The 14,241-nt window shown below is 36.2% G+C and carries 12 protein-coding genes; 10 read left to right on the plus strand and 2 right to left on the minus strand.

Going from position 1 to position 14,241, the window contains the following annotated elements:
- Positions 1-32: 32 nt before the first annotated feature.
- Positions 33-524, minus strand: a complete 492-nt coding sequence (gene pssA / locus DN408_RS21805) for a CDP-diacylglycerol--serine O-phosphatidyltransferase (RefSeq protein WP_002085344.1) — start codon at positions 522-524, stop codon at positions 33-35.
- Positions 525-892: 368 nt separating this feature from the next.
- Here pssA and DN408_RS21810 point away from each other — a divergent pair, with 368 nt between their 5' ends.
- The 8 genes from DN408_RS21810 (at position 893) to DN408_RS21845 (ending at position 11,549) form a co-directional block, all read left to right on the plus strand.
- Positions 893-3,139 carry an ABC transporter ATP-binding protein gene (locus DN408_RS21810; protein WP_147740395.1) on the plus strand — a complete coding sequence of 749 codons (2,247 nt, stop codon included), beginning with the start codon at positions 893-895 and terminating at the stop codon, positions 3,137-3,139.
- The gene (locus DN408_RS21815; protein ID WP_078178931.1) at positions 3,136-5,016 is read left to right on the plus strand and encodes an ABC transporter ATP-binding protein; all 1,881 of its coding nucleotides are present in this window, start codon (positions 3,136-3,138) and stop codon (positions 5,014-5,016) included. The genes DN408_RS21810 and DN408_RS21815 overlap by 4 nt, the downstream gene beginning before the upstream one ends.
- 493 nt (positions 5,017-5,509) lie before the next feature.
- The gene (locus DN408_RS21820; RefSeq protein WP_002099904.1) at positions 5,510-5,704 is read left to right on the plus strand and encodes a hypothetical protein; all 195 of its coding nucleotides are present in this window, start codon (positions 5,510-5,512) and stop codon (positions 5,702-5,704) included.
- Positions 5,705-6,448: 744 nt separating this feature from the next.
- Positions 6,449-8,167: an alpha-keto acid decarboxylase family protein gene (locus DN408_RS21825; RefSeq protein WP_050000464.1), complete on the plus strand. Its 1,719-nt coding sequence runs from the start codon at positions 6,449-6,451 to the stop codon at positions 8,165-8,167.
- A gap of 91 nt (positions 8,168-8,258) precedes the next feature.
- The gene (locus DN408_RS21830; RefSeq protein ID WP_147740396.1) at positions 8,259-9,689 is read left to right on the plus strand and encodes a PQQ-dependent sugar dehydrogenase; all 1,431 of its coding nucleotides are present in this window, start codon (positions 8,259-8,261) and stop codon (positions 9,687-9,689) included.
- A 197-nt stretch (positions 9,690-9,886) separates the two neighbouring features.
- Complete coding sequence (locus tag DN408_RS21835; protein ID WP_016127052.1) at positions 9,887-10,459, plus strand: YybS family protein; 573 nt, start codon at positions 9,887-9,889, stop codon at positions 10,457-10,459.
- Between the two features lie 68 nt (positions 10,460-10,527).
- Positions 10,528-11,091 (plus strand): GNAT family N-acetyltransferase, encoded by a 564-nt coding sequence (locus tag DN408_RS21840; RefSeq protein ID WP_016127053.1) that lies wholly within the window; start codon positions 10,528-10,530, stop codon positions 11,089-11,091.
- 77 nt (positions 11,092-11,168) lie between these two features.
- Positions 11,169-11,549: a nucleotide excision repair endonuclease gene (locus tag DN408_RS21845; RefSeq protein ID WP_002013261.1), complete on the plus strand. Its 381-nt coding sequence runs from the start codon at positions 11,169-11,171 to the stop codon at positions 11,547-11,549.
- Between the two features lie 126 nt (positions 11,550-11,675).
- On the opposite strand, the gene DN408_RS21850 is transcribed toward DN408_RS21845, so the two are convergent.
- Entirely contained in the window at positions 11,676-11,882 is a 207-nt protein-coding gene (locus tag DN408_RS21850) for a hypothetical protein (protein ID WP_016127054.1), read from the minus strand.
- A 155-nt stretch (positions 11,883-12,037) separates the two neighbouring features.
- Between DN408_RS21850 and DN408_RS21855 the strand changes: the two genes are divergently transcribed.
- Positions 12,038-12,817, plus strand: a complete 780-nt coding sequence (locus tag DN408_RS21855; RefSeq protein WP_002013258.1) for an undecaprenyl-diphosphate phosphatase — start codon at positions 12,038-12,040, stop codon at positions 12,815-12,817.
- 80 nt (positions 12,818-12,897) lie between these two features.
- The gene (locus tag DN408_RS21860) at positions 12,898-14,220 is read left to right on the plus strand and encodes an FAD-dependent oxidoreductase (protein ID WP_002013257.1); all 1,323 of its coding nucleotides are present in this window, start codon (positions 12,898-12,900) and stop codon (positions 14,218-14,220) included.
- Positions 14,221-14,241: the final 21 nt, after the last annotated feature.

Here is a 14,241-nt window from a genome sequence, read left to right on the forward strand (position 1 = left end):
AAATGAAATTAAAGCGATAGACGGGATCCCAATTAAAGTTTTTTAAACCTAATTGGACTTACCATTAAGAGAGCGAGGATTAATGTAATCCATGCATTGCTATATGAAAACAATCCCATACCGGCCAATGGTAATCCAGCAGCTGGAATAGGTAATCCCTTAAAATATCCAATGGTTGGTTTTACACTAAATTTAGCTAATCTTAAAGCACCCATCGTTGGGAAAAGGATAAATGCCAAAGAAGTTAAAATAGATGGTGTTGCTATCGAATGAAATAAAAGTGCAGGAGCAACTCCGAAACTAACAATATCAGCTAAGGAATCCAATTGTACACCAAACTCACTGTTCACTTTTAATTTTCTCGCAATTCTTCCATCAAGGAGATCTAAAACAGCTGAAAAGAAAATAAAAATGGAGGCTACTTCCAAATAGTCACTCATATTCATGGTAATTGAAAAAACACCGCACAATAAATTTCCAATCGTAAATAAATTGGGTACAGCTTTTACTATTTGATTGAACAAGGTTGTCCCCCCTAAGTTGATCGTAGCATTTTCTATATATTCTTCCGTTATTCTTGAAAATATATGACCACTGTATGCTAAGTAAATTTCGACAAGAGAAAAGTCGATTTCCTGTACGTTATGTTGGTTTATAAACATGTTTGATCAAAGGTAAGTCTATTACTGCTAATTTGCCGAATATAAAAAACGTTTTTGAAAAAAAGAGCCTATTTTCGGTGCATCATATCTTCATATAGTCATAAAATTAATCTGTAGTCGAAAATACGTAAAGAGCTGCTAGAATGAATTACTGAGAATACGAAGAATAAAGGAGAGAAGCGGAGTAAAAACTAAAAAAATTAGACAAAGAAAATGGAGAGATGAACTAAATGTTAAAGATCATCAAACATTTAAAACCATTTATTGCTTCCATCATTGCAGTTGTATGTCTTTTAACTGTACAGGCAGTATGCGATCTATCACTGCCAGACTACATGTCTAACATTGTCAATGTAGGGATTCAACAAAAAGGTCTAGAAAATGCAGTACCTGAGGTTATTCGTAAAAGTGAAATGGATAAACTTACGCTCTTTATGAATGAAAATGAGAAGAAAAAAGTTGCTGACAACTATGTACATTTAGATAAGAACAGCCTCTCTCAAAGTGAACTAAAAAATGACTTAAAAGATTATCCGCAGCTTGATAAAGAGCCACTTTATAAGTTACATACAGAAGATAAAAAAATAATTAACGAACTTAACGATATCTTTGGGAAACCAATGTTAATTACACAAGGAATTGAAAAAGGTGGCTCATCTGCTTTCTCTCCTGCTGCGACAGGTGACAACAACACACCAGCGAAACTTCCGCCAAATACAGATCCTTTTGCAATCATTGCGAAACTTCCTCAAGATCAAATCAATGCAATGAAAGAAAAGGCAGATGAAAAGTTTAAGAATATGCCAGGCAGCATGATAACTCAATCAGCCGTTTCATTCATTGAGAATGAGTATAAAAAGATCGGTATCAATATAGATAAGCTTCAATCCAATTTCATCCTTACTTCCGGCGGGAAAATGCTACTTTTATCCTTAGTAAGTATGGCAGCTACCGTTATCGTGAGTTTACTTGCTGCAAAAGTAGCTGCAGGACTCGGCAGAGACCTTAGAAAGAAAGTATTCCGGAAAGTTACAAACTTCTCGAATGCGGAGTTTGATAAGTTTTCCACTGCATCTCTAATCACAAGAAGTACAAATGATATCCAACAAGTTCAAACACTTATGGTTATGATGCTTCGCATTGTATTCTATGCACCAATTTTAGGTATCGGCGGCATTATTAAAGTACTTACTACAGACCTTTCAATGGGATGGATTATCGCAGTTGCGGTAATTGCGATTTTAAGCCTAGTCATTGGTTTATTTAGCATCGCGATTCCTAAGTTTAAGCGTATCCAAAAGTTAGTAGATAAAATTAACTTAATCACTCGTGAATCTTTAACCGGTATGCTAGTTATTCGTGCTTTTAATACTCAAAAACATGAAGAAAAGAAATTTGAAAAAGGAAATCAAGATTTAACAAAAACAAATTTATTTGTAAGCCGTTTAATGTCATTTATGATGCCAATGATGATGTTTATCATGAATGCCGTTACTGTACTTATTATTTGGGTTGGATCACACCAAGTGGATATGGGACATATGCAAGTTGGTGATTTGATGGCATTTATGCAATATACAATGCAAATCATCATGGCCTTCTTAATGATTTCAATGGTATCTATTATGGTTCCACGTGCTTCAGTTTCCGCACAACGTATCGCAGAAGTTTTAGATACTGACATTACCATTAGTGATGTAAAAGAGCCGAAAACATTTGCTTCAGACAAGAAAGGTTACGTTGAATTTAAAAATGTTGGCTTTAGATACCCAGGTGCAGAAGAAGATGTGCTTTCCAATATCACCTTTACTGCAAAACCTGGTGAAACGACAGCTTTCATCGGAAGTACAGGTAGTGGTAAATCAACATTAATCAACTTAATTCCACGCTTTTACGATGTCACAAGTGGCCAAATATTAATAGATGGCACGGATATTAGAGAAGTATCTCAGAAGGAATTAAGAGAGAAAATTGGTTATGTACCGCAAAAAGGAGTTCTCTTCTCGGGTACAATCGAGAGTAATTTAAAATATGGTAAAAAAGAAGCGACTGAAGAAGAACTCAAAAAAGCGGCGGAAATCGCGCAAGCTATGGAATTTATTAACGCGAAACCTGAAAGCTTCCGCACAGAAATATCACAAGGTGGTACGAACGTTTCCGGTGGTCAAAAACAAAGACTTTCTATTGCGCGTGCTCTTACGAAAAAATCGGAAATCTTCATATTCGATGATAGTTTCTCAGCTCTTGACTTTAAGACAGACGCAGCATTGCGCAGAGCTTTAAACAATGAGATTACAGGAAGTACTATTTTACTTATTGCCCAAAGAATCAGTACAATCATGAATGCCGATAAGATTATTGTACTTGACGAAGGAAAAATAATTGGAACTGGTACTCATGAAGAGCTTATGGAAAACTGTGAAGTTTATAAGCAAATTGCTTTATCACAACTTTCAAGAGAGGAGTTGTCATCATGAGTGATAGAAAAATAGAAAATAGAAAACAAAGCGGCCCTGGTCCTGGCGGTGGCGGTGGCGGTCCTATGGGCGGCGGCATGAGAAAGATTGAGAAAGCAAAAAACTTCAAAGGAACGATGAATAAACTCCTTCAATACTTGAAGCCCTATAAATTATCAATCTTAATCGTTATCCTTTTCGCAATCGGCAGTGCAGCCTTTACAATCGTTGGTCCAAAAATTTTAGGAAACGCGACAACAAAACTTTTCGAAGGACTCGTAAGCAAAGTATCAGGAGCACCCGGTGCGGCCATTGATTTTACCTATATCGGAAACATTGTCATTTTACTCCTTGGATTATATATACTGAGCACTGTGTTTGGTATTATCCAGGGGTACATTATTTCTGGAGTAGCTCAAAAAGTATCTTATAACTTCAGAAAAGAAATCGATGAAAAAATTAACCGTATGCCGCTGAAATACTTTGATAAAACAACGCACGGCGAAGTATTATCGAGAATTACAAATGACGTAGATACGGTGAGCCAAACTTTAAACCAAAGTATGTCGCAAATCATCACATCCGTTATTACAATCATCGGTGTACTTATCATGATGTTATCAATCAGCTGGCAAATGACATTAGTGGCGCTTTTAATATTGCCAGTATCGATGATTCTCATCATGGCAGTCGTAAAACGATCACAAAAATACTTCAAATCCCAGCAAGAATATTTAGGACACGTAAACGGTCAGGTCGAAGAAATTTATAGTGGTCACAATATCGTAAAAGCCTTCAACAAAGAAGAAGAAGAAGTGAAAAAATTCGAAAATGTAAATGATACCCTTTACCATTCCGCATGGAAATCTCAATTTTTATCTGGAATGATGATGCCGATTATGACATTTATCGGTAATATCGGTTACGTCGCTGTATCTATTTTAGGCGGGTGGCTTGCGGTAAAGAGAACCATCGCAGTTGGAGACATTTTAGCCTTTGTGCAATATGTTAGAAGCTTTACGCAACCAATCGCTCAAGTAGCACAAATCGCGAACGTACTTCAATCTACTGCAGCTGCTGCAGAAAGAGTCTTCGAATTTTTAGAAGAAGAAGAGGAAGTACCAGAAGCAGAAAATCCAGTGAAGCTGCAAAAAGTTCAAGGAGAAGTTACCTTCCAAGATGTTCAATTTGGATACAATCCAGATAAAATCATCATCAATAATTTCTCATCTAACATTAAACCTGGACAAAAGGTAGCAATCGTCGGACCAACCGGAGCTGGTAAAACAACGATTGTAAAACTGTTAATGCGTTTCTATGACATAAACAGCGGTGCAATATGTATCGACGGTCACGATATAAAAGACTTCACGCGAGAAGACCTGCGCAACATGTTTGGTATGGTACTTCAAGACACTTGGCTATTTAACGGCTCCATCATGGAAAATATACGTTACGGTAGACTCGATGCTACAGACGAAGAAGTAATTGAAGCAGCGAAAGCAGCTCACGTTCACAACTTCGTAAAAACATTACCAAATAAATATCAAATGGAACTAAACGAAGAAGCAAGCAACGTATCCCAAGGACAAAAGCAACTACTAACAATTGCACGTGCCCTTATAGCGGATCCGAAAATATTAATACTCGATGAAGCAACAAGCTCCATTGACACTCGTACAGAAGTACTGATTCAAAAAGCGATGGAAAACCTTATGGAAGGTAGAACAAGCTTCATTATCGCTCATAGATTATCAACAATACGTGATGCAGATTTAATCCTTGTCATGAAAGACGGAGATATTGTAGAACAAGGTAATCATGAAGAGTTATTGAAAGCTGATGGTTTCTATGCTTCGCTTTATAATAGTCAGTTTGAAGGTGCGGATGCTTCTTGAGTTAGGTGAAAGTCCATTTAAATAACTAAACCCACGAAGAAAATGCATTTTCTTCGTGGGTTTTTATCATTTTTAAGGTTCTGTTACAAAGTTTTTAAAAGTAAGCTAGACATTTGCAAAACAGAGTGAGGAGCATGATATTTGCAAGCTTTTCAAGAAGAGAAAAGGCTGAAGAAAAAGGCTAAGCAAAAGAATGAGAAATATAGCGTTCCTAGTAATACAGCTGACTTCATGAATGAGCTATGGAAGTAAAGGAATAAGTAAATGCGAGGATAAATGATTTTTGATTAAATTTATATTTACTGTTTTAGGCGCTGCCGTGATCGGTTTAGCGTCTTGTTTGTTGTTAAGGGATGAAATAGATTTGAAACTTAAAGATTAGATAATAATATTATTACTTTAAAATGCAGAAAGCAGGCTAGTAAACAAGCTATTTTTGTTTTTTAGCATAGAATATGATGAATCCTAAAGTTAAGAGGAGGTAATTATATTTATGGGATGTAATGGTAATTTCAGACGTTTCCGAGATTGTGATAGATTTTGGGATGATTTAATGTTTTGCAGACGCAGACATAGAGATTGTGATAACCGTCGTTGTAGACGTGACCGCGACTGTGATTGTGATGAATGTCGTCGTAGACGTAATCATGATCGTGACTGTGATTGCGATAATCGTCGAGATTGGTAAATTTCTTTCAATGAGTGCGTTTCTTCACAGCACTCGTTTTTTTATTTATGGGTTTTCTGAACTCTTTATTGATAATATATAAAATACGAAGAATGTAGTTGTAATATATGGTTGTACAAAAATCTTCACCGTAAAACAAAGTGGGCTAAAAGTGATCGAGAAGAGTTAAAGAAAGCATTAGAGTATTAATTAATACATTCTTTTGACCAGAGGTGATTTCACCGATGTAAGGAATCTTGTCCAGTTTGACACTCCCACCCCTAAAGGGGCCAGCTGACTAACGTCAGCGGGATTCTTGCTACCAAAGGCCAAAGGCGAAGCCCATTTCTGGTATCGTTGACGTGCAAGATTGCGGTGTGTCATCACCACTCCCACAACAGACCATATAGGTTCGTGGGCTACGGTACTGTTACCATACCGTACAGATTGTAGGTTCTCAAATGTTTTTACGTCTTTTGCATGACTATGAATAAAGTATACCATGTTTTGCTATGTACAAACGATGCTTTCATCCCACGTCTAAAGACGGACTAAAGTCCTGCGTGGGCTTTCCCGTATCGTAAATTCTGTAATGTTTTAGTATTTCTTCTCCTTCTCCTGTTTTATGACTTTCTCCAGAGATAATGATTATTTCTTCTCCATTAATTGTTGCACAACGGATAACCGGTTTAATTAAAGGGAATTATCAAAAAGGGTACTATAAAATAGAACAAGCCAAAGAAATAGATAAGGAGTGAGCAAGCGATGGACAACATGATTAATACGGGCAGCTTTGGTTTACAAAGGGGACCTGATCAAAAAACGGTTGGCCAGTATTTGTTCGATTGCCTGAAACTGGAGGGCATAACCGAAATTTTTGGTGTCGCAGGGGACTATAATTTTACACTTCTTGATACTTTGGAATGTTATAACGGCATCCGTTTTATAGAAGGACGAAATGAACTAAACTCGGGCTACGCTGCAGATGGCTATGCAAGAATCAAAGGAATATCGGCTCTTATTACGACATTTGGGGTCGGGGAGCTCAGTGCATGCAATGCGATAGCGGGAGCCAACAGCGAGCATGTGCCAATAATACACATTGTGGGTGCCCCTCCTGAGAAGGATCAAAAAGAGCATAAGCTGATGCACCACACCTTAATGGATGGAAATTTTGACATCTTTCGCAAGGTGTATGAGCAGATAACGGCTTATACTGCCGTGCTTACACCAGAAAATGCCAAGATTGAGATTCAGACTGCGATTCGCATTGCTAAGGAAAAGAAAAAGCCGGTATACCTGGTTGTGGCTAATGATTTAGTGATCAAGCCGATTAAAGTCTGGACAGAACCGGCACCACCACGTCCAACATCCAACCCGAATACCCTTCAGGCTGCAGTGAATAATGTCCGTCTGCTTTTGGAACGTTCCCACCGACCAGTTATCTTGGTGGATGTGAAAACGATGCGATTCGGCCTTCAGACAGCGACTCGGCAGCTAGCCGATGCAATGAATGTGCCTGTTGTAACGATGATGTACGGGAAGGGCGGATTCGACGAGAACCATCCAAATTATATCGGAATGTATTTAGGCTCTTTCGGGAGGACTGAAGTCCAAAGTACAGTGGAGAATGCAGATTGTATCATTGCGATTGGTATGGTATGGGCGGATACAAACACCGCAAGTTTTACCGCAAAGCTGAACCCACTGATAACTGTCAATATTCAACCAGATATAGTTAAAATCGCTGAGGCGGAATATCCGAATGTTCTTGCAGCCGACATGCTACTTGCTGTGCAGAAGTTGAGTTATACAGGCAAAGGTTTGACAAAAAAATTGTCATTCCCTTATGAGCAATTCACAACTATTGCCGACGGACCTCTAATGGCGGACGGCTATTATCCACGTTTTCAGCGCATGCTGAAAGAGGAGGATATTGTAATCGCCGAGACCGGAACGCTTTATTATGGAATGGGAGAGGTCAGACTGCCGGGCAATGTAACATATATTGGACAAGGTGGATGGCAGTCTATCGGTTACGCAATCCCTTCGGCGTTAGGTGCTATTATGGCCGCGCCGGAACGCCGAGTATTGGTGTTTACAGGTGACGGTGCCCTGCAGCTAACGGCACAGGAAATCAGTTCTATGCTCTATTACGGCTGCAAGCCTATAATCTTTGTTTTGAACAACGATGGTTATACAATCGAGAGATATTTAAATGTCAAAACAGAGGATCAAAAGTACAACGAAATCCCTCAATGGTCTTACACCAAGCTAGCCGAAGCTTTTGGAGGTAACGCGTTTACCGTTACGGTCCGGACCTATGGAGAGCTTGATCAGGCTATAATCCATGCTGAAAAGGAAAGCGCCAAAAGACTCTGTATTATTGAAATGATCGCAGGGAATCGAATGGACGCACCTGAATATATGCGACGGATGCGTAGTTATATGGAGAAGCAGGAAAAGCAGCGCAGTCAGAACTAGTATCCAATTCCCTAGTCCCTAATTGGATACTAATTGAACAGTTCTAATCATATTCTTTTAATAAAACGCAATTAAAGGGGTGTAAAGTAAGTTGACAAAAGTTAAGGTTAGTTTACGACCCATTGCAAGTAAGTTCAATTTACCTACTGTTTTGAAAACAACTATACTACCAGGTGACTCAATTGAAAGGTTATTTATTGCAACCCAGGTAGGAGAAATCTTTTACATAGGAGACGGAGTTATAAGGACTTTTTTAGATATTCGCCCGCGAATTATCAAATTAGGCACGTTTGAAGAAGGTGTCTCTAGTAGCGGTTATGATGAACGAGGATTGCTAGGACTAGCGTTTCATCCACAATTTTATCAAAACGGTTTATTTTACCTTCATTATTCAGTAGCTGGCACTCAAGGTCCGGGTGCCCTTTCTGAACCTTTTAAACCTAATCCGTGTGATCCGAAAACTTTAAACTTAAAGTGGGTAAATAGAGATACTCAATATGATCATATTGATACGGTTGAGGAATGGATTTTACAATCACATAGTCAACCTCAAAAACGACGGACATTACTTAACATAAGAAGGCCCTTTTTTAATCATAACGGAGTCAATAGTTTAAACTTTTCACCTGAGAGTGGAAAACTTGTTTTTACAAATGGAGATGGTGGATCGGGTTATGATCCATTTAATTTAAGCCAGGATGATTTAGAAATAGCGGGCAAAATAATTGAAATTGATGTAAGTAAAAATACATTCATAAATAACCCTCCAGTAGTTACACGCTTTAATGAGTTTCCTTTATCTATACAAGAAACACTTACAGTAATTGCGAAAGGAGTTCGGAATATAACAGGTATTTCATTTCAAAGGTTTTATAATCAATATATCAAAAATGCTGGAAATGTCGGGCAGGATATTGTAGAGTCTATTTTTTCGTTTGTTTATTATAAACCCATACCGGTTACCGAACTTGTTCAAACGCATTTAATGAGATCCACTCCCAATCAAGATGGATTTATTAATTTTGGTTGGCGAGGATGGGAAGGAGAATTTCCTACTTCTTTTATAAGGCACTGTTCTGAGAATCCTACTTTGGATGAGAGAACAATGGCTTATTATAATGAAACAATAGAAACATCAGTGAGGCGCATACAGCCCCTAATTAGTTATTTTCATAAAGATTCCAGAGCAGATAAGTTTGGAGGAACCTCACTTACAGGAGTACAACCATATATGGGAACTACAATTCCTAGTTTAACTGGTAGTATCGTGTTTACTGATCTTGCTAAGAAAGAAGAATTTCAATCTCCAGTAAAGGGAGTGTTAGCTTTTACTAGAGCAGCTCTAGACGGGAAACGTAATGATTTTCATGTTATTGAAACCACTTATGATTTTGGGACTCAAGCAGCTTATTATGTTAGTTTAGGAACAAACTTAGATCAAACTAGATTATATTTAGGAGTTTATGGTTCTATGAAAGTAACTGAATTTAACAAAGGTACTATTTTTGAAATTGTTCCATGATACGGTATAAACTCTTAGTCTAAAAATATATGGAATTCATACTTTTTCAAACGCACGACTTAGCGCCTCTTAAAAAACCTTCTATGGATAAACATCTATTGTATAGTGATTCCTAACAAGCAGAAAGTAAAACATAACCAATAAGTATTTGAATAAAAATAGAAAGTGTTGAATTAAGTCTCTTTAGGGGGAATTTGATGAATCGCTTTAGAAGCTATTGGTATCAATGGATGATAGAGCAGGATGTGAATTTTGTTCATAAAAGAAAGGTGACGCCTGCAAGTAGGTTAGTCATTACAGCATTACTCGGTTCATTTGCTGCTATTTTTCAATCTGCGGGGAACTTAATCCCTGGAATTGGGTTATTTATTAGTCCTTTCGCGACGCTACCGATTTTTCTGGCTATTTGTTATTCTATTCGTGAGGGAGTACTTTCTTATATTCTTACTATTTTCCTATTATTCATTATTGAGCCAAGTGAACTAATTGTCTTTCCCTTTACTACAGGCTTATTAGGTGTAGCGTTAGGAGTATCCTTTTTACAATTCAAGAGGAGGATTTGGGTAATTTCCTTTTCAGCGATATGTCTACTTATAGGAATTATGATCATTCTCGATATCTTCCGTTTTCCTGTACTTGGTCCTACTATTCATACGACTATGGATATAAAAGTTATTACATTAATATTTATACTGAGTTTTTTATACTGCTGGATCTATGCAGAGTTGTGTAGAATAATAATGAATAGAGTATATAAAGTATGGTCTTAGCAATTGCATAAAATCTTTTTGAACAAATACACTTTCTCATATATTTTTAAAAATTGGAGATGTAAGCCATGTATAACATTGAAATTAGAAGGCCGAATTCGAATGATTTAGATGAATTACATTTGTTTTTTCGTCTTGTTATTACTAATACATTTAAAAACGAAGGGTTATCACATCTATTAGATGACATAGAAAATGAAATTAACTCGAAAAAGAAATATTTAAAAAATGATTTTGATAGTAATGGAGAAAGTCGTTACTTTTTATTAGCAATAGATACAAGTAACGATAAAATCATTGGAACGATTGAAATCGGTCCAGCAAGTGCATTGATTAATAGTTGTACAGACGGTGTACTTAAGGATTTGTATGAAATAGGAACTGTATTTATACTTCCGGAGTATCAAAGAAAAGGTATAGGGAGTTTACTACTAAATACAATGTATCTTACATTACTTAGCAGAGGAATAATCGAATGCTGTTTAGATAGTGGATACAAAAAAGCACAAAGTATATGGACAAAAAAGTTTGGAAAACCTAGTTATGTGCTGAAGGATTATTGGGGCGAATCAAACGATCATATGATTTGGAAAAAAAGTTTACATGATATACCTATAATATTTGAATTATAAAATGAAATATCTCTCTTAACATAGCTTTTCTTACATACTTATGCTATTATTTATCTTTATAATAAAAGAGGACGTGAATGAACTTGATTAAAATTAATATTCCTGAAGCTGATGTTTCAATTACTGAACGTAACCAAGTTATTAAAGGAGACGAGCCATTAATTACTCCAATTAACGGTTTTATCGATTTCCACTTGTTCCCTAGAGATAAAGGCGGCATTTTTATGTTTTACAATATTAATGACGAACTTCTTTTCGTAGGTAAAGCTCGTAAAATTAGACAACGTATTAAAAAGCATTTTGAAGATAATGTTTCACCAATCAAAAATAATCGTGATGAAGTATACCGTATCGATGCATGTATCGTAGAAGATCCAACTGAAAGAGAAATTTACGAAACATACATCATTAATAAGTACAAAGCGAAATATAACGTTGATAAAGTGTTTTATAAATAAACAACATTAGCGAAATGAAACAATCCTAGTACATACACTAGGATTGTTTTTATTTATATAGCTTTGTAATTTTTGTCCGTAATGATTTTCCTCGCATTTGTTCCTCCTTATAAGGGAATAGATTATTTAATCGGCAGAATTTTTTCGTATTTTAAAGTAATGAGCGGTAATTAAACAAAGTACCCCTATAAATAACATAATAATTCCAAAAGTTTTATGCTTTCCTTCGAAGAAAGGTATGTCTGTAATTACATTTGTCATACATAAGCCTAAGAACACAAGAATTGGTCCAATCCAAAGTAATATGTTGCCTAATTTTGTGTGTTTCTCCATGTAAACCCTCCTTTTTTACATATATATCCATCTTTATCGCAATCCATAACTTCTAAATAAAGGTTAAAGTAAATCCCCAAGAGAAATATATTTTCTTTCATAACAAAAATTAAAGCATCATATATTGGTACAAGCAAATGAGAAAGGAGATCATCATGAATTGGCTAGAAGCTTTTATTTTAGGAATTATTCAAGGGCTGACAGAGTTTTTACCTATAAGCAGTACAGGTCACCTATATTTAGGGCGACATATTTTTCAGTTAGATGAGGCAGGTTTGTTTTTAGATACGATGCTGCATATAGGGACGTTACTTGCGGTGTTTATTTATTATAGAAAAGAATTTATTTATTTAATAAAAAATCCATTTTCAAAGCTTATGCTATTACTTATTGTCGGGACGATACCTGCGGTTGTAATCGGCTTATTATTTAAAGACTTTTTTGAAGATATTTCAAAAACAGGTATAACAATAGGTTGGGAGTTTTTAGTGACGGGTTTATTTCTTTATATGGCCGATAAACAAAAGAACGGTCGTAAAAAAATGAATGATATTACATATAAAGATGCATTCATAATTGGTTCATTTCAAGCAGTAGCTATATTTCCAGCAATTTCCCGTTCTGGAATGACAATTGTCGCTGCATTATGGAGAAAGTTAGACCGCGAAACAGCGGCGTACTTTTCCTTTTTATTATCAACACCAGCTATTGTCGGAGCTATCATCTTGCAATTTGCAGATGTTTTTCAAGGGAAAGCTGAATCTATTTCTAGTACATCACTAATTGTCGGAACATTATCAGCAGCGTTCTTTGGTTACATAGCAGTTTCATGGATGATTCAATATTTAAAACGTCATTCTTTAAAAGTATTCGCGTATTACGTATGGGGATTAGGTATTTTAATTTTAATGTTGCAATTCACACAGGTGTTTTAAATATAATTATCAAGGAATTATTAGTTAAGATCCTGTTCCATTCATACACGACAGGATCTCTTTTCATTAAGGGGGAAAAAATGTTTACTAAGGCTATTGTTATTGGTGGAAGTATCGCAGGAAAACTCGCCGCAAAGGCTTTATCAAATACGTTTGAAGAAGTAATCATTGTAGAAGCTGGTGAAGAATGGGATGGAAATGGTCCGCGAAAAAGAGTTCCGCAAAGTAATCATCCGCATGTGTTATTAAAAGGCGGCGAAGAAGCACTTGAGGAGTTGTTTCCTAACATTACTAATGAATTAATTGAAGCAGGTAGCATCGTAAATAACTTTACTCGCGATTTAAAATGGCATCAGTTCGGCCTATGGAAGCAGCCTTTCAAAGGCGAAATAAATATGATTCAACAAAGTCGTCTGCTGTTAGAATCGCATATTCAAAAACGAATTGAACAAGTTTCAAATGTTACTTCGAAGTATGAAATGTTGGTTGAAGGATTACTAGTAGATAACAAACTTAATAAAGTCTATGGAATAACAGCTAAATGTTTGAAAACAGGAATGAAAGAAGAATTTCATGCAGATCTTGTTGTTGATGCAAGTGGATTTGGTTCGAAAAGTATAGATTGGTTACAAGAATACAATTTCGAAGTACAAGAAGAGAAAGTAAGAATTGATTTGTTTTACGCAACTAGAATGTTTAGGCTCAAAGAAAAAGAGAAATTAGACTGCTGTAATATGCTTATGTCTCCAAGTTTTCCTGAGAATCCTTATGGTGTTCTAATTCAAACGATTGAAGATGATCGTTATTTTGTTACTTTTAGTGGATATGCGAATGAAAAAGCACCGCAAACAGATGATGAATTTTATGATTTTGCTGAAAACCTATCAATCACTAATGTTACAGAGTTTCTAAACAAATCTGAGGCGATTACCGATATAAAAACGTACAAAATTCCATATCAAGTACGCAGGCGATTTGATCTAGTTAATAATTTGCCTGAAGGATTGTTAGTAGTTGGAGATGCGCATTGTCGTTTTGATCCAGTTTTCGGACAAGGTGTTTCAGTTGCAGCTATGGAAGCTCACCAATTGCAACTAATTCTTCAAGGGAGAAAAAGGCTTGATAAAACATTAACTCGAGAGTTTTATAGGAAGACTGCTATGATTATCAAAACACCTTGGGAAATGACCACAACGGAGATAGCACGTCATCCTAAGTTACAGAAAGAATTAACTACGAAACAAAAATTTCAGCAATGGTATACGAAACAAATATATCAACTTTCTGCAAGTGATTCTGATATTTATATTCGGTTAGTCAGAGTTATGAACTTAATTCGTAGTCCATTTCATCTTTTTCATCCTAGAGTATTACTTACTGTATTACTCAGACGAAAGAAATAGCAGGAAAATTATCGTTTAAAA

The sequence above is a fragment of the Bacillus sp. AR13-1 genome (assembly GCF_008042285.1).
Classification (GTDB): Bacteria; Bacillota; Bacilli; order Bacillales; family Bacillaceae_G; genus Bacillus_A; species Bacillus_A mycoides.